At 60.4% G+C, this 16,878-nt stretch carries 18 protein-coding genes; 10 read left to right on the top strand and 8 right to left on the bottom strand.

The window, feature by feature from the left end:
* Positions 1-27: 27 nt before the first annotated feature.
* Together HYPDE_RS05660 and HYPDE_RS05655 are read right to left on the bottom strand one after the other, a co-directional pair.
* Positions 28-792: a crotonase/enoyl-CoA hydratase family protein gene (locus tag HYPDE_RS05660; protein ID WP_015597439.1), complete on the bottom strand. Its 765-nt coding sequence runs from the start codon at positions 790-792 to the stop codon at positions 28-30.
* Positions 789-2,555, bottom strand: a complete 1,767-nt coding sequence (locus HYPDE_RS05655; protein ID WP_041320920.1) for an acyl-CoA dehydrogenase — start codon at positions 2,553-2,555, stop codon at positions 789-791. Before HYPDE_RS05655 ends, HYPDE_RS05660 begins: the two co-directional genes overlap by 4 nt.
* A gap of 76 nt (positions 2,556-2,631) precedes the next feature.
* Between HYPDE_RS05655 and HYPDE_RS05650 the strand changes: the two genes are divergently transcribed.
* Entirely contained in the window at positions 2,632-3,594 is a 963-nt protein-coding gene (locus HYPDE_RS05650; RefSeq protein WP_015597437.1) for an L-threonylcarbamoyladenylate synthase, read from the top strand.
* Between the two features lie 12 nt (positions 3,595-3,606).
* Here the strand turns inward: HYPDE_RS05650 and HYPDE_RS05645 are convergent, their stop codons facing one another.
* From HYPDE_RS05645 to HYPDE_RS05630, 4 genes are all read right to left on the bottom strand, one after another.
* Entirely contained in the window at positions 3,607-3,786 is a 180-nt protein-coding gene (locus tag HYPDE_RS05645; RefSeq protein WP_015597436.1) for a hypothetical protein, read from the bottom strand.
* Positions 3,787-3,892: 106 nt separating this feature from the next.
* Entirely contained in the window at positions 3,893-5,005 is a 1,113-nt protein-coding gene (locus HYPDE_RS05640) for an acyltransferase family protein (protein WP_041320919.1), read from the bottom strand.
* 126 nt (positions 5,006-5,131) lie between these two features.
* The gene (locus HYPDE_RS05635; RefSeq protein ID WP_015597434.1) at positions 5,132-6,835 is read right to left on the bottom strand and encodes a hypothetical protein; all 1,704 of its coding nucleotides are present in this window, start codon (positions 6,833-6,835) and stop codon (positions 5,132-5,134) included.
* A gap of 196 nt (positions 6,836-7,031) precedes the next feature.
* The gene (locus HYPDE_RS05630; RefSeq protein WP_015597433.1) at positions 7,032-7,712 is read right to left on the bottom strand and encodes an SOS response-associated peptidase; all 681 of its coding nucleotides are present in this window, start codon (positions 7,710-7,712) and stop codon (positions 7,032-7,034) included.
* An 83-nt stretch (positions 7,713-7,795) separates the two neighbouring features.
* On the opposite strand from HYPDE_RS05630, the gene HYPDE_RS05625 reads away from it, so the two are divergent.
* Both HYPDE_RS05625 and HYPDE_RS05620 read left to right on the top strand, forming a co-directional pair.
* Positions 7,796-8,215, top strand: a complete 420-nt coding sequence (locus HYPDE_RS05625; RefSeq protein ID WP_015597432.1) for a TIGR02301 family protein — start codon at positions 7,796-7,798, stop codon at positions 8,213-8,215.
* A gap of 150 nt (positions 8,216-8,365) precedes the next feature.
* The gene (locus HYPDE_RS05620; protein WP_015597431.1) at positions 8,366-8,611 is read left to right on the top strand and encodes a hypothetical protein; all 246 of its coding nucleotides are present in this window, start codon (positions 8,366-8,368) and stop codon (positions 8,609-8,611) included.
* Between the two features lie 18 nt (positions 8,612-8,629).
* On the opposite strand, the gene HYPDE_RS05615 is transcribed toward HYPDE_RS05620, so the two are convergent.
* A complete protein-coding gene (locus HYPDE_RS05615) occupies positions 8,630-9,292 on the bottom strand; it encodes a LysE family translocator (RefSeq protein ID WP_041320915.1) in 663 nt (220 codons plus the stop codon).
* Positions 9,293-9,460: 168 nt separating this feature from the next.
* Here HYPDE_RS05615 and HYPDE_RS05610 point away from each other — a divergent pair, with 168 nt between their 5' ends.
* A complete protein-coding gene (locus tag HYPDE_RS05610; RefSeq protein ID WP_015597429.1) occupies positions 9,461-10,006 on the top strand; it encodes a hypothetical protein in 546 nt (181 codons plus the stop codon).
* 133 nt (positions 10,007-10,139) lie between these two features.
* Positions 10,140-10,892: a L,D-transpeptidase gene (locus HYPDE_RS05605; protein ID WP_015597428.1), complete on the top strand. Its 753-nt coding sequence runs from the start codon at positions 10,140-10,142 to the stop codon at positions 10,890-10,892.
* 25 nt (positions 10,893-10,917) lie between these two features.
* Here HYPDE_RS05605 and HYPDE_RS05600 read toward each other — a convergent pair whose 3' ends face one another.
* On the bottom strand, positions 10,918-12,252 hold the full coding sequence (locus HYPDE_RS05600) for a dihydroorotase (RefSeq protein ID WP_015597427.1): 1,335 nt from the start codon (positions 12,250-12,252) through the stop codon (positions 10,918-10,920).
* An 83-nt stretch (positions 12,253-12,335) separates the two neighbouring features.
* Here HYPDE_RS05600 and HYPDE_RS05595 point away from each other — a divergent pair, with 83 nt between their 5' ends.
* The 5 genes from HYPDE_RS05595 to nadA all read left to right on the top strand — a co-directional run bounded on the left by HYPDE_RS05595 (position 12,336) and on the right by nadA (position 16,870).
* Entirely contained in the window at positions 12,336-13,232 is an 897-nt protein-coding gene (locus HYPDE_RS05595; RefSeq protein WP_015597426.1) for a YgfZ/GcvT domain-containing protein, read from the top strand.
* Entirely contained in the window at positions 13,229-13,840 is a 612-nt protein-coding gene (locus HYPDE_RS05590; protein WP_015597425.1) for a DNA-3-methyladenine glycosylase I, read from the top strand. Before HYPDE_RS05595 ends, HYPDE_RS05590 begins: the two co-directional genes overlap by 4 nt.
* Positions 13,837-14,445, top strand: a complete 609-nt coding sequence (locus HYPDE_RS05585) for a YfbR-like 5'-deoxynucleotidase (protein WP_015597424.1) — start codon at positions 13,837-13,839, stop codon at positions 14,443-14,445. Before HYPDE_RS05590 ends, HYPDE_RS05585 begins: the two co-directional genes overlap by 4 nt.
* 110 nt (positions 14,446-14,555) lie before the next feature.
* Positions 14,556-15,611: an NUDIX hydrolase gene (locus tag HYPDE_RS05580; RefSeq protein ID WP_187290868.1), complete on the top strand. Its 1,056-nt coding sequence runs from the start codon at positions 14,556-14,558 to the stop codon at positions 15,609-15,611.
* Positions 15,612-15,829: 218 nt separating this feature from the next.
* On the top strand, positions 15,830-16,870 hold the full coding sequence (gene nadA, locus HYPDE_RS05575) for a quinolinate synthase NadA (protein ID WP_015597422.1): 1,041 nt from the start codon (positions 15,830-15,832) through the stop codon (positions 16,868-16,870).
* The last annotated feature ends 8 nt before the right edge of the window (positions 16,871-16,878 follow it).

Below are 16,878 nucleotides of genomic sequence, written 5' to 3'. Positions count from 1 at the left end.
TCCGGCGTAAGAGCACGCTGCGCAAGTTTATAAGAATTTGGGGGGTCGCTTTTCAAAAAAAGCTGTAAATGCCTCGATCGCTTCCGGTGAGGCTAATCGCTCGCGGAATGCGATGACCTCCTTGTCGATATGCTGCAAAATTTCGACGGGGCTGCCGCGCATTAAATTCCGCGTCATGGCCAACGCCTCCGGAGGCTTGCTCGCGAGCCGCCGGGCAGCATCCAGCGCCGTCTCTTCAAGGTTCGCGGACGCAACGACCTTGTTTACAAACCCAGCCTGCATTGCCTGCTCAGCCGAGAACGTTTCACCCAGCGCCAGCATTTCAAAAGCGCGCGCGTAACCCATTCGGCGCGGCATCAGAAGACTCGACCCGGCTTCCGGAATTAGCCCGAGATTCAGAAATGGCGTTGCGAATGTTGAAGCGGGCGTTGCGTAAACCAGATCGCAATGAAAGAGCATCGTCGTGCCGACACCGATCGCAACGCCGTCGACCGCCGCAATCAATGGTTTCCGGATCATAGGCAGCGTGTAAACGAAGCGACGCACGTTGGCGCTGAGATCACCGGTTCCTTGCGCCGTTGCGAGAAAATCGCCGAGGTCGTTCCCAGCGGTAAAAGCCCCGCCGGCGCCGATGATCACATGGGCTGCGATCTCACGATCATTGTCTCCCCTGTCGAATGCCTCGCACAATTCTCCGTACATCGCGCTGGTTAACGCGTTCTTCTTTGCAGGCCGCGTCAAGCGCAAAACCTGCACGCCATCGCCGGCTGAAATTTCTACATCGGCCGTCATGCGAAAAGCGCGCCGTGCGCATCGATGAGAACCGAATCCGCGCCGTTCTGCACCGACTCGGCAAGCCCCGCGGCTTCGGTCAGAAGATTTTCCGCGAAGAACCGTGCAACGGCAACGCGCGGCGACGCAGCGTCCTCTGAAAGCGCACCCTTCGCCAAATATGTTCCACCTGCCGTCAGGCTCATCAAGCGAAGGTACGGCGTTGCCGACGCATGAGCCGCCTCGGGTTTGCTTTTGAGATTCAACCCCATCCACAGTGTTGCGCACTGAAGTCCGGTCAAAGCTTCCGTCAGCCTCTGCGCCATGCTCCCAAACTCGGGACGGTTCGAAACCCGGACGCTGGCGATGACATCGGCGAGTTCAGCCAAATAAGATGCCACAACCGCTCCGCCCTGAAGCGGCAGCTTGCGTGTTACGAGGTCGATGGCCTGGATGCCGTTGGTGCCTTCGTAGATCGGCAGAATGCGTGCATCGCGAAGGTACTGCGCGGCGCCGGTCTCTTCGATGAAGCCCATGCCGCCGTGCACCTGGATGCCGAGCGAAGCGACCTCGTTGGCGATGTCGGTCGAAAATGCCTTGGCGAGGGGCGTCAGCAGCGCCGCTTTATCGAGCGCCGCCTTCCGCTCGGCATCAACGTTCGACAGATGCGCAATATCGAGCTCGCGCGCTGTCGCGAAGCAGATCATGCGCGCCGCCTGCGTCATCGCTTTCATCGTCAGCAGCATGCGGCGGACGTCCGCGTGCTCGATGATCGGACTGGCCCCCGATCCATTATGAGTAAAACTTTTGCCCTGGCGACGCTCTCTCGCATACGCGATCGCCTGCTGCGTCGCCCGTTCCGCGACCCCAACGCCCTGCAGCCCAACCCCGAGCCGCGCCGCGTTCATCATCACGAACATGGTCGCGAGACCACGGTTTTCTTCTCCGATCAGATAGCCGGTCGCACCGCCCTTCTCGCCGAACTTCATTACGCACGTCGGGCTCGCCATGATTCCAAGCTTGTGCTCGATTCCGGCACAGACGACGTCATTGCGTCCGCCCAGCGATCCGTCGTCGTGGACGAGAAACTTGGGCACGAGGAACAGAGAAATGCCGCGTGTGCCCGCAGGCGCATTCGGCAAGCGCGCGAGCACGAGGTGGATGATGTTCTCCGCCATGTCGTGCTCGCCGTAGGTGATGAAAATCTTCGTGCCCGTAATACGGTACGTTCCATCACTCTGCGGTTCGGCGCGCGTCGACAACGGACCGAGATCCGAACCCGCATGTGGCTCTGTCAAATTCATCGTGCCGGTCCATGTGCCCGCGACCATCTTCGGCAGATACTTGGCCTTGATGGCGTCGCTGCTGCCCGCCTCGATGGCGTGGATTGCGCCCTGCGTCAGCAGCGGACAGAGCCCGAACGAAACATTCGACGCATTCCAAATTTCTCCGACAGCCGCCGAGACGATCTGCGGCAACCCTTGCCCGCCGAATGTCTCGGCGCATGGCAACGAACTCCAGCCGCCCTCCGCGAATTGCCGGTATGCGTCACGGAAGCCCGGCGGGGTCGTCACAGCGCTGTCGGTAAATTTCGATCCCACCTTGTCGCCCGATGCATTGAGAGGTGCTAACACCTCGGCGCCGAACTTTCCGGCTTCTTCAATGACCGCTCCGATCGTGTCGGCGTCGAGCCCCACGTAGAGTCCGCGTTGAAGAAGATCATCGAGACCCGCGGCCGTCTTGAGGGCAAAAACAATGTCGTCTACTGGAGCCTGATAAGTCATGGATGTCTCGGAGCCGCTGCGCATTGACCGAACACTATGCTTGATGAGAAGCCGTAGCAAACCAGGTGATTGACGAATGCAAGGCAGGATTGTGCCTGCGAACGCCGAATGGATCGAAGAAGCGGGCCATCTGATCCGCTCCGGTGCGCTCGTGGCATTTCCGACGGAAACGGTCTATGGCCTCGGCGCCGATGCAACCAATGGCGAAGCCGTGGCGCGCGTCTTTGCCGCCAAGGGCCGACCCTCGTTCAACCCGCTGATCGTCCACGTTCTGGGACTCGAACAGGCCGTCATCATCGGTTCGTTTTCTCCAATGGCCCGCCGGCTGACCGAGACCTTCTGGCCCGGCCCTTTGACGCTCGTCGTGCCGCGCCTTGAAACGACGGAAGTCAGTGAGCTTGTATCAGCAGGACTGCCGACGGTCGCCCTCAGGTCTCCCGATCACCCCGTTGCACGGCAATTGCTCAAAGCTGCGCAACGCCCGATCGCCGCACCGTCCGCCAACCGCTCGGGCCACATCAGCGCAACATGCGCCGAGCACGTCGCCGCGGATTTGGGTGAGAGCGCCGCCGTCATTCTCGATGCCGGACCAACACCGCGCGGCCTGGAATCGACGGTCCTCAGTCTCGTCGGTGCGGCACCTGTCCTGCTTCGGCCCGGCACGGTACCGTCGGAAGCGATCGAAGACATTCTTGGCGAAAAGATCGTGCGTATCAGCGAGGCGGGCGAGCGTCTGACATCTCCCGGCCAGTTGCAAAGCCACTACGCGCCAAAAAGCAAACTGAGGCTCAACGCGAAAGCCTGGGAGCCGCACGAAGCCGTGCTCGGGTTCGGATCGATTGCAGAGTGCCCGTCGCAGGCGACCATCAATCTCAGTCCGTCAGGCGACCTGATCGAAGCGGCGGCGAATCTGTTCGCAGCGCTCCGTAAGCTCGATGCAAGCGGTGCCGAGACGATCGCGGTCACACCTGTTCCATCCTACGGCCTTGGGGAAGCAATCAACGACCGGCTGGCGCGGGCGGCGGCGCCGCGCGATTGAGAACCGAAGAACTCAATGACCGTTGATGATGCGATAGACGACCGGCCGCAGCATCGGGCTGTCCATTGCGAACGCCTTGAATGTCGATTCCGCTGACTGAATGAGGCGCGGAACTGACGGAGCGAAGGCCCACACCGCGCCGTAGAGCAGAGCCGTCATGATGCCGTTCACGATCAGATAGCGGCGCAACATCCTCGCCCCCGACGCCCGTTAATACTTTTTTAATCAAAGCACGGACCTACACGCGGAGACAAGTCGCTTGACCGTGTCGATCCCGATATTGGTGAACGGAGCAGGATCAGCCGGACACCGGCACTGAGCGCCTGCGCATTGTCAGCGAGTTCGTGACGACCGGGCGCAGGCGAAGCGACGGCTTCTCGACGATCCTCCACGACGCAATCGCCATCGGCAGTACGATTGCGAAAGCTGCCAACGTCAGCACGACGGGCGATATCGACGGAAAGAGCCAGAGAAGCGTCTGCTGAACGGGGCCGGCAAAGATGTAGATGCCGAACGAAGCATCGGTGCGATTACAGAGACCACGTAGAGGGCCCCACATTTTCGTCCCGGCCCAAAGTGCGCCGTAGCCGAGAAAGAGCATGGCGCCGACTTCCGCGAATGGCGTCCGGACGGAGGCGACGAAAATCAGAAACAGCGGCAGCAGCGCGACACCGGCCACCACGAGATAACTGCGCAGCAGATAAGCCAGCACGCCGCCGTAGAAGTAGACGATGAAGTAGCGAAGATTTTGGGTAAATCCGTAATCGTCGGGATTGGCAGGCAAAGAAAGCGAAACCGTCGCCACGACGACCGCAAGGCCAGCCACAGCGAACCATCGCAGCTTTTGATCGAACAGCCCGGCAGCGCCCAGTATGCCAAGCCCAAGATAGCAGGCGACCTCATACTTCAGCGTCCACAAAGACGAGTTGACGTAGGTCGCATACGCGTTCGTCTCGAACACGCCCGGCAACGGCGCCGAGCCGGTTGCGAGCATCAGCGTTTTAGCAGCGTAGCTGTAGAGTTCCGGGCTCCTGAAATACTCGCTCGCCGGCAGAGCCGAAACGAAGGGACCGACCACGAATGCGACGGCCAGCACACAGACGATGAGCGCCGGGAAAATTCTGAGCGCACGCGCAACGGTAAAGTCGACGATGCCTCGGCTACGGTCGAAGCTTTGCGCCACCATCACGCCGCTCAAAATGAAGAACACACGTACCGCGCACTCTCCGAGCGACCTTCCTAACCACGGTTGCAGCGGTTCGGCGGCCGACGTACCGGCAGAATAGAGATAGCTGTGCGACACAAGTACCAGCGTCGCCATGGCGAAGCGCAGGACGCCGAAGCTGTTCCGTTGCGGGGAGAGAATGTCGGCAAGGCGAGGAGAGTTTGCGAGAAGCGCGCGAATATTCATGATGCCCAAGTGTGCTGGATTGAAACCATCAGCACGACGCGACGCACACTGCATGCCAACTCGGTTAACGGCGCAGGAAATTGCGCGGGTTAACGCATTGCTGCATCATGACCCAAAAACGAACGATCAAGCCGATGTTTCGGGCTCCTTACGGGAGGGCCAGCTCGCGCCCATCCAGTCGTCGGTTCCGAACAGCCAATACCAGAAGCCGTGCCGTCGCCGGTAACGCTCGACGACGAAACGGTTCATCGTATCCATGTGCGCGTTGATCTGATTGAGCGCCTCGATAGGCAGCGCCGTGTCGCGATCCAGTTCGCCGATGCGATTCAGAATGTTTGCGACATCCGTCGCAGCGTCGGTGCGCCACTGATCCATCGAACCGGCGAGCGTGTGCTGGTTCTGGTTGAGCTTCATCAGCGCATCATGAAGCTCGGAAAGATCGTTCGCATAGGCCTGATACTTGGCCGCCGCTGTTTCGATCTCTCCCGTCAGCGCGCGTTCGACGCCGCCGACGCGCTCGGTAAGATCGGCGGTCACCTGCGTAACCATGCGATGCTGCTCGTCGAGCTTGTCGGCAAGACTATTGATGCGTTCGAGCCCGGAAACCAACATCTCGATCCGGCCGCCGTCAGTCGTGGTCGAGAGCGCCCGCTGGACATCGCCGTGCAGCCTGTCAAACCGCTCGCCAAGCTCGCTGCCAGCGTCGCCGCGACGGTGGTCGCCGAGGACTGCCTCCTCGATGATGTCGAGGCGGCTCGAAATAGGTTTCAGGTCGATGGCGTTCCGCAGATCCTCGACGGTTGCGCCGCTCGCCGGTGCTCGGTCCCGGATGGAGCCTTCGAGATCCTGCAACCGCTGCGAGAGCACGCTCCATGATTGCGACATCTCTTGCAATCGGAGCTCAAGCGCAGCTTCGATGTCTTCGAGCTTTGCCACGAGAGATTGGTCGGCGGGCGCACTGCGTGCTTCCAGCATGGCTTGCTCCAGCGTTCCGATACGATCGAGCAGAACGTTCTGTCTGTGATCCTGATCGCCCTGATGGACCTGGGCATCCCGGCCCAAGTCCCGCACGAGCCCCGAAATGATATGGCGTTCGTTCGAGAAGTCCTGACTGAGAGCCCGAACAATTTGCTCGAGTGCCTCAATGCGGGAATTCTGCAGCGCGTCGGTCGGGCTTCCCCCGATCTCCCCACGATAAGACCGCATCTGATCCGGAACGTAGCGAAGGCTGCTCGACCCCGTATAGCGAAGATCGGCACCTGAGCGTGTCAAAGGGGGTAAAGGTTCGCTGACATCGCGAAAGGGCGCGCGCGCCGCATAACGCAATACGATATCCGAGCCGGGCAGGTCGGCCCGGTGATCGAGCAGAACCTGGAGCAGATCGTCGACATCGGCGGCGGCATTCCGCCGGCTGGCGGCAGCAGCCGCAAGCCGCAGCAAATCGGCAAATTCGTCCGAGCGGCGCGGCGACACCGAGCCGTTGCCTCCTGCGGGCGGAATATCCCCCGCAACGATAGCCGCCGTCTCGCGGCGAAGGGAGGGCACCCGGATGCCCCGAGCCTCGAGCGACGCGATCGACGCATCGATGCGCGTCATCGCATTGAGGAGATGCTCGACACGAACTTCACCGGCGCGATGAGCGACGGCAACGTCATAGGCGAGATTGCAGCAAGCGAGCACCGTCTCGTCGACGAGGATCGGACCGGAGCGATAGACACCGCGCTTTCCATTCTGTGCTGCCTGCATCTCGGCAGGTGTGACGAGTTCCGCCGGTGTTCCGGTCCACGTCTGCGGAGTCCTGAGATCGAGATCTTCGCCCCTGTAAGCCATTAGGTCGTCTCCCATCACGCGCGCGCTGTGAACGCACCCACATCACCCTCGCCCGCGCCGTTGATACGAGCGGAAATCGACAAGCTCTTGACCTAAAGAGATTAGCCGCGAATGAGTTGCGCCGCGAGTCGCCATGGTTACCGGATCGGCCCAAAGTCGACCCGATACGGCACGACACCGCCCGTTCCGTTGGAATTCAAAGGAGCGTCGGATTGGGCGGCTGATGCAGGTCCGGCCCTTCAGCCCGCGGATCGTTCAGCTTCGGGTTGATGGCCATGACAACCATGCGCCCTCTGGGTAGCGGAGCCAGGAGGTCCAGAACCTCGTTCTCCCGGCCAGAACTGCAATCGAGCCAGCGATCGTAATCTTCGGGCTCGATGATCACCGGCATGCGGTCGTGAATGGACGCCACGTCGGCATTCGCGGTCGTCGTCAGGATCGCCATCGTCTCAATTTCGCTACCATCGGCCCCGAGCCAGGCCTCCCAAAGTCCCGCCATCGCGAAAACGGGCTGGTCATCCAACTTAATGAGATGGGGCTGCCGGGAACTGCGCCCTCCCGTCCATTCGTAGTACCCGGTAGTCGGGATAAGACACCTGCGATGGCGCATCGCTCCGCGGAACGAGGGCTTCTCGGCGGCCGTTTCCGAGCGGGCGTTGACCAGCAGTCCATATTGCGCCGGGTCTTTCGCCCAGGACGGGATAAGCCCCCACCGCACCAGACGGAATTCTCGCTCACCTCTAACGCCGATGCGGACAATGAGGACCGGCTGCGACGGCGCGATATTGTAGCGGGGCGGGAAGTCGTCGCCCTGGTAACGCCCGAATATCCGGCTCAGGGTTTGCGGAGAGCAGATCAGACTGTAGCGGGAGCACATGGCAGAGCCTTTAGAGTGGTATCGGAATTTTTTATATTAATGCCGCCGTCGCCGGCCCAGAATCTGATTTAAGCGGATCTACGATGAAACGGTCGGCCAGAAAAACTCTGTCTTGCAGCAAGCGCCGGAACGCCTTCCTGGCGTTTGCCCTCGCCGTCGGCACGCTCGGATTGGCGGCCAATACCGGAATGGCCGCATCCGACGTCAAGCCGTATGACGATCGCCTGCTGCGTCTATCCGAAATTCTAGGCGCGATTCACTATCTGCGCGAACTTTGCGGAGCCAACGAAGGCCAGTACTGGCGCGACCGCATGCGTGACCTGATGGATGCCGAAGGGTCGAGCGCGCTTCGGCGGGCAAAGCTCACCCGAGCTTTCAATCAAGGTTATCGAAGCTACAGTCGTACCTATAATACGTGCAGCCCCTCCGCACAGACGGCAATCACCCGCTTTCTTTCGGAAGGCTCGTCCCTCTCCGAAGGATTGCTCAAGGCGTTTCCCTGACGCGGTAGAGTGCAGTGCAAGCGCACCTTGCCTCAACGGCCGGTTTACTGTGAATTGTGGCCACATAGAACTTCCGCAGAAGCTCATGCTAGTTCACACTCTCCGTGAGGGGAGCCGCCCGCAACGGGTGGACAACGGGCTGGATACTACATGCAGTGTTTCGAAGACATCGACACCAAAAACCCGACGCTAAAGGCGCTCGATCTGATTTTGGCGGCGTGGGATGAAGGTGTTGATACGGGGGTCGAGCCGCAGCAGATGGCTTACGCTGCTCTGTTCACGGCCTTGACCGACCTCGTCGCGATCTATGGCGAGGACGCCGTGATCCACCTGACGCGTGGTCTTGAGAAGCGCGTCGTCGAAGGCGAATTCACGCTAGCGCGCCGCGATCAATAGTCGGCGGCCGTCCACCGATTAGAAATTGCCGCCCTTCCAGATCACTTCCGCAATCAGGACTGCTCCGAAACCGGCGAGCAGAAGTCCGGCAATCCGGTTGACGAGCGTCAGCGTGCGCAAATCGATCTGATGGCGATAGCGGCCGATGATGTTCGAAAGCGTAACCCACCACAGCATGCTGCCGCTGACGATCGCCGCAACCATCAGCAAAACGTCAATCGTCGAATGAACTTCGACGAACGTACTGACACCGCCGAACACGGCAAAAAGTCCCAGCACTGCGCCGGGATTCGTAATCGTGAGGAAGAACGTCTGCGGGATGTCCCAGACAAAGTCTTTGAGACTCTCTGAAGAGGTTTCGCCGTCAGAGGCAATTCGTAGGCGCGGCGCGCTCAAATAGAGTCGCGCCCCGAAGGCGATCAGGGCCAAGCCGCCCAGCGCTTGAATGACGGCGCGATGCGTTTGAACCGCACCTGATACCGTCCCAACGCCAAGACCCGCACAAAGCGCGATCAAGCCATCGCCCATCACCGATCCGATGCCGGCTGCAATACCGCCCCAAAACCCGCGCTCGATTGCACGCTGGATGCACAGAACGTTGACAGGGCCGACAGGCGCCGCAATGAGAACCCCAACGATGAGGCCGATAGGGATGATGAGCGGATTGGGGATATAATTCATCAAGGCGGGCGTGCTCGCGTCCGGAAGTGGAATTTGCACGGGCCAAAAATCGGCCGCGCGATTTTTGATCACTAGGCGTAAGTGAACGGGTCGGTGGCTATGTTGGAACCCTCCTCAAGTATACTCCCCTCAAAAGCGCGACGGTCCCGCCTGCGCTTCAATGCCCCGTTGATCCGAAAGATCATCCTTCTGCTTCTACTCGTAGTGACGCCCACCGCGCTTGTCCACGTCTTGCAGGCCGCCGCTGAGGAAAGCGCGCAAACATCGCAGCTTCCCGAACACGTCGCCGATCTTCGCGATGCCATACTTGCGGCAGCCCGCTCCGGCAACATCGACGAGTTGAAGGCAGTCTTCGACATGAGCGGCACGACGCCGGACCTCGGAATACCGGGCGTCACCGATCCGGTCGCGGCACTTAAACTGGAATCGGCGGACGGCAAAGGCCACGAGATTCTGGCGACCCTGATCGAGCTTTTGAGCATGCCGCCCGCGACGCAGCCCTTCGGCAGCGACATCGAGAACAATCTGCTCTACGTCTGGCCGTATCTGGCGGAGCGCCCCCTCGACAAGCTGACGCCATCGGAAGAGGTTGATCTCTACCGACTCGTCAGCCCGGCCAAAGCCGCTGAGATGCATGAGAAAAAACGCTGGATGTCGTGGTGCCTCGTCATCACCGCCGATGGCAACTGGCTGATGTTTAAGCGCATCGAGTGACGGCACTCCGCAAGAAAGCCGCAATATCGAATCACCGCGAATCGCCGCAGAGGGGTGCCGCCACCTTGCCTTTTGCTTTATTGCGCCCCCGTCACACGCGTGATGAGGAGTGAGGATCAGTTTGATGAAGTGTATGAGTATTCTTGCAGCCGCTATTTTGAGCTGCGCCATCACCGCACCAGCTTACGCCGTCCATCCCTTCGAACAGACCTACGGATACGTCCCACCCAAGAAATTGAAACGCAGCAGCCCGCGCGCCGAACCGGCACCGACACCGCTCTTCGGTATGGGCTGGGACTGGGGAAGGCCGCAGAACGGCAGATACGACGATGGCGACGATCATTCGCCTGCGAGCACCGCGGGAACACTGACCGGCGGCGGCAGACCGCATATCGCTGCCGTGGCGCCGCCTAAGGTCTCGTTCCCCAATAGTTACGGCACAGGCTCGATCATCATCGATACGGCCGGCCGCCATCTCTACTATGTTCTGTCATCAACGACCGCCTATCGCTATCCGATAGCCGTCGGCAAGCAGGGCTTCGCCTGGTCCGGCGTCGAGAAGATTTCACGCAAGGTCGCTTGGCCCGACTGGTATCCGCCGGCAGAGATGCGCGCTAGGAAGCCCGGACTTCCCGTTCACATGGAGGGTGGCATCCGCAATCCGCTCGGAGCGATGGCTCTCTACCTCGGCAATACGCTTTATCGCATCCATGGGACGAACGACGTCAGCTCGATCGGCACCGCGACATCGTCGGGCTGCATCCGCATGACCAACGGTAACGTCACGCACCTTGCGTCTCTTGCGGGTGTCGGAACGACCGTACACGTTCTGAAGCGCCTCACGGCCGGCATGGCGCGGGTTGCAAAGGCCGGCGACGAAGGCTGAGGCGACCGAGCTTCGCGCGCCGACCTCAGCGGACGAAGCCTTCGAGAAACTGCACGGGCTCGCCACGCGCGGGCCCGATGATTTCCCCCTCCCACATCGCTTTGTGGCCGCGAACGAACGTCCCGACCGGCCACCCCGTAACCGTGGCGCCATCGTACGGTGTCCAGGCACAGCGGCTTTCGATCCAGTCGTTCGATATCCTCACCCTGCGCTTCAGGTCGACGATGGTTAGATCGGCGTCATAGCCAACGGCGATGCGCCCCTTGTTCCTGATGCCGAATAGCCGCTGCGGACCGTGACTCGTCAAATCGACCAGGCGCTGCAGCGACAGCCGCCCTGCGTTCACATGATCGAGCATGGTCGGCACCAGCGTCTGCACGCCTGTCATGCCGGAATGGGTATCGGGATAGGCGTGCTCTTTTTCTTCCCGCGTGTGGGGCGCGTGATCCGAGCCCAGAACGTCGACCACGCCGGATTGCAGTGCGTCCCATATGGCTGCCCTGTGACGCGCATCGCGGACGGGCGGGTTCATTTGCGCGTAAGCACCGAAGCGCTCATAGCATTCCGGCGCTTGCAGCGTCAGATGGTGCGGCGTGACTTCGACTGTTGCGTAGGATTTGTGGTCGCGCAGAAAATCCATCTCCTCCGCCGTCGAGACGTGCAGGACATGCACGCGCTTGCCATGCTTCTCGGCGAGACCGACGAGTCGCTTCGTTGCGATCAGGGCGGCTTCGGGATCGCGCCATTCGGGGTGCGAAGACGGATCGCCTTTACGGCGCAGATGCATCCGCGCCTTGAGCCGCGCTTCGTCCTCGGCATGGAATGAAGCACGCCGGGAAATCCCGGCGATGATCCGGTCGAGTGCAGCTTCCTCGTCGACAAGGAGGTCGCCGGTCGACGAGCCCATGAAAACCTTGATACCGGCCGATGCTTCGAGCTTTTCGAGATTCGGAATTTCAGAAATATTGTCGCGCGTACCGCCGACGAAGAAGGCAAAGTCGGAGAACATGCGGTGGCGCGCACGGCGAACCTTGTCGGCAAGCGTCTCCGCGCTCGTCGTCAGCGGCTTCGTGTTCGGCATCTCGAAAACGGCCGTCACGCCGCCGGCGACCGCCGCACGGCTCCCCGTCTCGAGATCCTCTTTGTGCTCGAGGCCCGGCTCGCGAAAATGCACCTGCGTATCGATGACGCCCGGTAGAATATGGAGGCCCCCAGCGTCGATGATCTCCGCCGCTTTTGCGGCGCCGAGGCTCCCGATCGCCGCAATTCTGTCGCCCGAAATCGCAATATCGCGGACGCCCTCCCCGTCATGGTTGACGACCGTTGCGCCTCGGATCAAGACATCGAACGTATCGGCCATTTTTGCGGCGCTCCTCACACTTGCCTTCGGCTGGAACCCCGCATACGTAACTCTCACTCCGTTTGCAATCGAGGCGAGAGCCTATGTCTAGCGTAAAGATCGCGCGACTCACCGACCGCGGCGTCATACGCATTGATGGCGCCGACAGCGAAAAATTGTTACAGAGCCTCGTCACGAACGAGATCGAAGGTCTGAAACTCGGCGACGCCCGCCATGCCGGCTTGCTGTCGCCGCAAGGCAAGATCCTGTTCGATTTCTTCGTCGTTCGGACCGAGACGGGGTATTTGCTCGATGTCACCGCAAGCAAGGCTGCCGATCTCGTCAAGCGACTGACGATGTACAAGCTCCGCGCCAACGTCACGATAACCGACGAGTCGCCAAGCTTTGCGGTTTACGCAGTTTGGGACGACGGAGCCGCTGCGCTCACGGGAACGCGCACATGCGTTCATTTCAAGGACCCGCGTCATCCGTCGATGGGCATCAGATGGCTGATGCAGTCGCCTCCGCCGCCCGATGCACAGGTCGTCGAACTCGCCCACATCGATTACGACGCGCTGCGCGTCCGGCTCGGTGTTCCGGAAGGCGGCAAGGACTACGAATTCGGCGATGCCTATCCGCACGAGGCTGACTTCGATCTGTTCAACGGCGTCTCTTTTACGAAGGGCTGCTATGTCGGACAGGAAGTCGTCGCGCGGATGCAGAACAAGACGGTCGTGCGCAAGCGCGTCGTGAAGGTCTCCGCTGCAGCTCCGCTCAGCTCAGGCGCCGAAATACACCTTGGCGAGATCGCGATCGGTCGCATCGGCACCGTTGACGGCAGGCACGCCCTCGCGATGGTTCGCCTCGATCGAGCCGCCGAAGCGCTAGACAAAAATCAGCGATTGAAAGCTGGCGGCACGACGATCGACATCGATCCTGAAGCGCTCGCCCGCTACCGCGCATCCGCTGCGGCACGCCCGTCGGCGACGTTGCAGTCATGAGCGCACGAAACGAGCGCGAACGCTGCCCCTGGGCGGGCGCAACCGGCACGGAATACGCGCGCTACCATGACGAAGAATGGGGTGTACCGATGACCGACGATCGGGCACTCTTCGAGAAGCTGACGCTCGAAGGCTTCCAGGCCGGCCTATCGTGGATCACGATCCTTCGAAAGCGCGAGAACTTCCGCAAGGCGTTTCATGACTTCGATGCGGCTCGTATTGCGCGTTTCACCGAGCGCGATATCGTCCGCCTGATGAATGATGAAGGCATCATCCGCAACCGCGCCAAGATCGAGGCGACGATCTCGAACGCCAAGGCATACCTCGCGCTCAGCGAGCGCATGCCCTTCTCGCGCTTCATCTGGGGATTGATCGACGGCCGTCCGATCGTCAACAGCCTAAAGAATTTCAAGGACGCTCCGACCGAAACGGAGGACTCGAAACAGATGAGTAAAGCTCTGAAAGCCGCGGGCTTCCGCTTCGTCGGCTCGACGACGCTCTACGCCTTCATGCAATCGACAGGCATGGTCAACGACCACGTCATCTCCTGCTTTCGTCACGCGCCTTGCACCAAACTTCAGAAGACCCTCAAGATCAGAGGCTTATGAACTCCGAAGAAAAACTCCCCACGAGGGCATGGCAGCGTATGTTGTCAGGCCGGCGTCTCGATCTCCTGGCGCCGCAGGCTGAGGATATCGAAATCGAGGATATCGCGCACGGGCTCGCGCGCGTTGCGCGCTGGAATGGGCAAACCGTCGGAAATCACGCATTTTCCGTCGCCCAGCACAGCCTCGTCGTTACCGATATCGTCAGAACGATCGAACCCCAATTCGGAGCGCGCGAACTCTGCGCCGCACTTCTTCACGACGCACCGGAATATGTCATTGGGGATTTGATCAGCCCGTTCAAAGCTGCGATCGGCCTCGACTACAAGGCTTTCGAACAGAAGCTGCTCGCCGCAATCTACGATCGCTTCGGTTTAGGCCGAATGGACGCCTACGTCGTTTCGGCCATCAAGCGCGCAGACACCATCGCGGCATATTACGAAGCAATAACACTCGCCGGCTTCGAACCCTCGGAAGCTGAGCGCTTTTTCGGCCGCCCAGCATTGCCGGATGCAATCGATCGGGAACTTAGGACGCTCACGCCATATTCTACGAACGATGCGCAAGCCCGTTTTATCGATGAATTCAAAACACTCTGCCGTCTCTGACATTCGGGCCGTTTTGCGGCAGACGCGCAGTTTTTTAGTTGTGCAGGTTATCTGAAATTCGCCACGATCCCCCACTAGCTCGCCTCATGGGGAGCACGGGGAAGACTTAGATGAACATGGAACTTTCTGGCCGGAGAAAACCGACGCCTGAGACGTCTCATCGGACTCCCGACGCCGACGCGGAGCAATCTCTTTCCGTCGGCATCGGCCTTAATGCGGCAATCGTAGCTGTAGCCGAGAACGAGCCCGTCGCGCTTGTCGTGCGCGGCGATGCAGATCGTATCGGTGCGACCGACATCCTTCCGTTTGGTCCATTCAATCCAATTGAACATCGTACTCTGGAAAGCGGGCTAAGAGCCTGGGTCCACGATCAGACGGGGCTCGATCTCGGCTACGCTGAACAGCTTTATACGTTCGCGGACCGCGGACGCCATGCCGAACCAGATGATACGGCACCACATGTCGTTTCGATCGGGTACCTCGCATTGACTCAGGCCGTCGGCCACCACGGCCTGACGAACGGCGTCTGGCGGAGCTGGTATCAGTATTTTCCTTGGGAAGACTGGCGCCGCGGCAGACCCGAGATCATCGCGCATGAAATTGAACCGCGTTTGAAGGTGTGGGCGGAAAAACCACATCTTCCGAAGACGATCCAATCGCCAATTCCGCGGGCCGACCGCGTCCGCATCTGCTTCGGTCTCGACGGTATGGCGTGGGACGAGGAAAAGGTGCTCGAACGCTTCGAGATGCTTTACGAAGCCGGACTCGTGGATGAAGCGCTGCGCGATGGCCGGAGCGCCGCACGCGAATGGAGCGAGCGCCCAAAACTCGGGCTTCCGATGCAGTCGGATCATCGGCGCATTCTCGCGACTGCGATCAGCCGCACACGTTCAAAAATCAAATATCGCCCGGTCGTCTTCGAGTTGATGCCGGATGAATTTACGCTGTACGAGCTGCAGAAGACGGTCGAAGCCATTCTCGGCCCGCATCTGCACAAGCAGAACTTCCGCCGACTCGTCGAAGGCGCGGGCCTCGTCGAGCCGACGGGCGACGTGAAAACCAGAACAGGCGGCAGGCCAGCCAAGCTGTTCCGCTTCCGTCGCGACGTTCTGTTGGAGCGCCCGGCTCCAGGCGTCAGGGTTTCGGCTCCGCCGAGCCGGAACTGACCACTACGACGCGCATCATCCAGGGTTGGCGGAACCGTCGCCCTGGAAATCTGTTTCCAACTGCACTATGTTAATGGTGTTCAGGAATGCTCAGGCCGAGCATTTCTGATCGCCGGCGAGTAGGTGGGTACGCCGACGTTGTTTTTATTCCATATATGCTCGCTTAGAGCATATATCTATTATCGGGAGGCAGGTCAATGGTTTCAACCCTTGAGAGAATGGCGAAGTCCACCACCGCTCCGCGGCCGGCGGGGAACGCCGTTCCTGCCTATTCCTGGTCCAAGGCGCTCGAAGCCGAGATGGGACCGTTCTACGCGCGCGTAAAGCACGTCGTCACGCCGATGGAATGGCCCCACTACGCGCCCCTGATCAAATCGATCAATGAGCTCAAAGCCCAGCGCAATGCCGTCATCCTGGCGCACAACTACATGACGCCGGAGATTTTCCACTGCGTCGCCGATTTCCGCGGCGACTCGCTGCAACTCGCCAAGGAGGCCGCACGCACGGACGCAAAGGTCATCGTTCAGGCCGGCGTACACTTCATGGCCGAAACCTCGAAGCTGTTGTCGCCAAACAAGACTGTTTTGATTCCCGATATGCGCGCCGGCTGCTCGCTCGCATCGTCCATCACACCCGAAGACGTCCAAATGCTGCGCGAAGCCTATCCGGGCGTGCCGATTGTGACGTACGTCAACACGTCGGCGGCCGTGAAAGCCGAGTGCGATATCACGTGCACATCGTCTAACGCCGTGAAGGTCGTCGAGAGCCTCGGCGCACCGCGCGTTCTGTGCATCCCTGATCAGTATCTGGCGAAATGGGTGCAATCGCAGACGAAGGTCGAGGTCATCGCCTGGAAGGGCGCCTGCGAGGTTCACGAGCGCTTCACGGGCGAAGAACTCGAAAGTATGCGCGCTGCGGAACCGGGTCTCAAGATCATTGCGCACCCTGAATGCCCGCCGGACGTCATCGCCACCGCCGACTTCACCGGTTCGACGTCTGGAATGATTCAGTGGGTAAAGGACAAGCGCCCCCGGAAGGTCATGCTCGTCACCGAATGTTCGATGGCGTCCAACGTCGCGATCCAAACGCCGGATGTCGAATTCATCCGGCCGTGCAACCTCTGCCCGCATATGAAGCGGATCAGCCTTGAGAATATCTACGACAGCCTCGTCAACATGCGCCACGAGGTGACGGTCGATCCCGATGTTGCGCTTCGTGCCCGCCGCGCTGTCGAGCGCATGGTCAATCTGACCAACTAGCGTTTTCG

Origin of the sequence: Hyphomicrobium denitrificans 1NES1 (genome assembly GCF_000230975.2) — a bacterium.
GTDB lineage: Bacteria > Pseudomonadota > Alphaproteobacteria > Rhizobiales > Hyphomicrobiaceae > Hyphomicrobium_B > Hyphomicrobium_B denitrificans_A.
The sequence above is the reverse complement of the archived record's forward strand: the minus strand, read 5'-3'. Positions and strand labels throughout refer to the sequence as shown.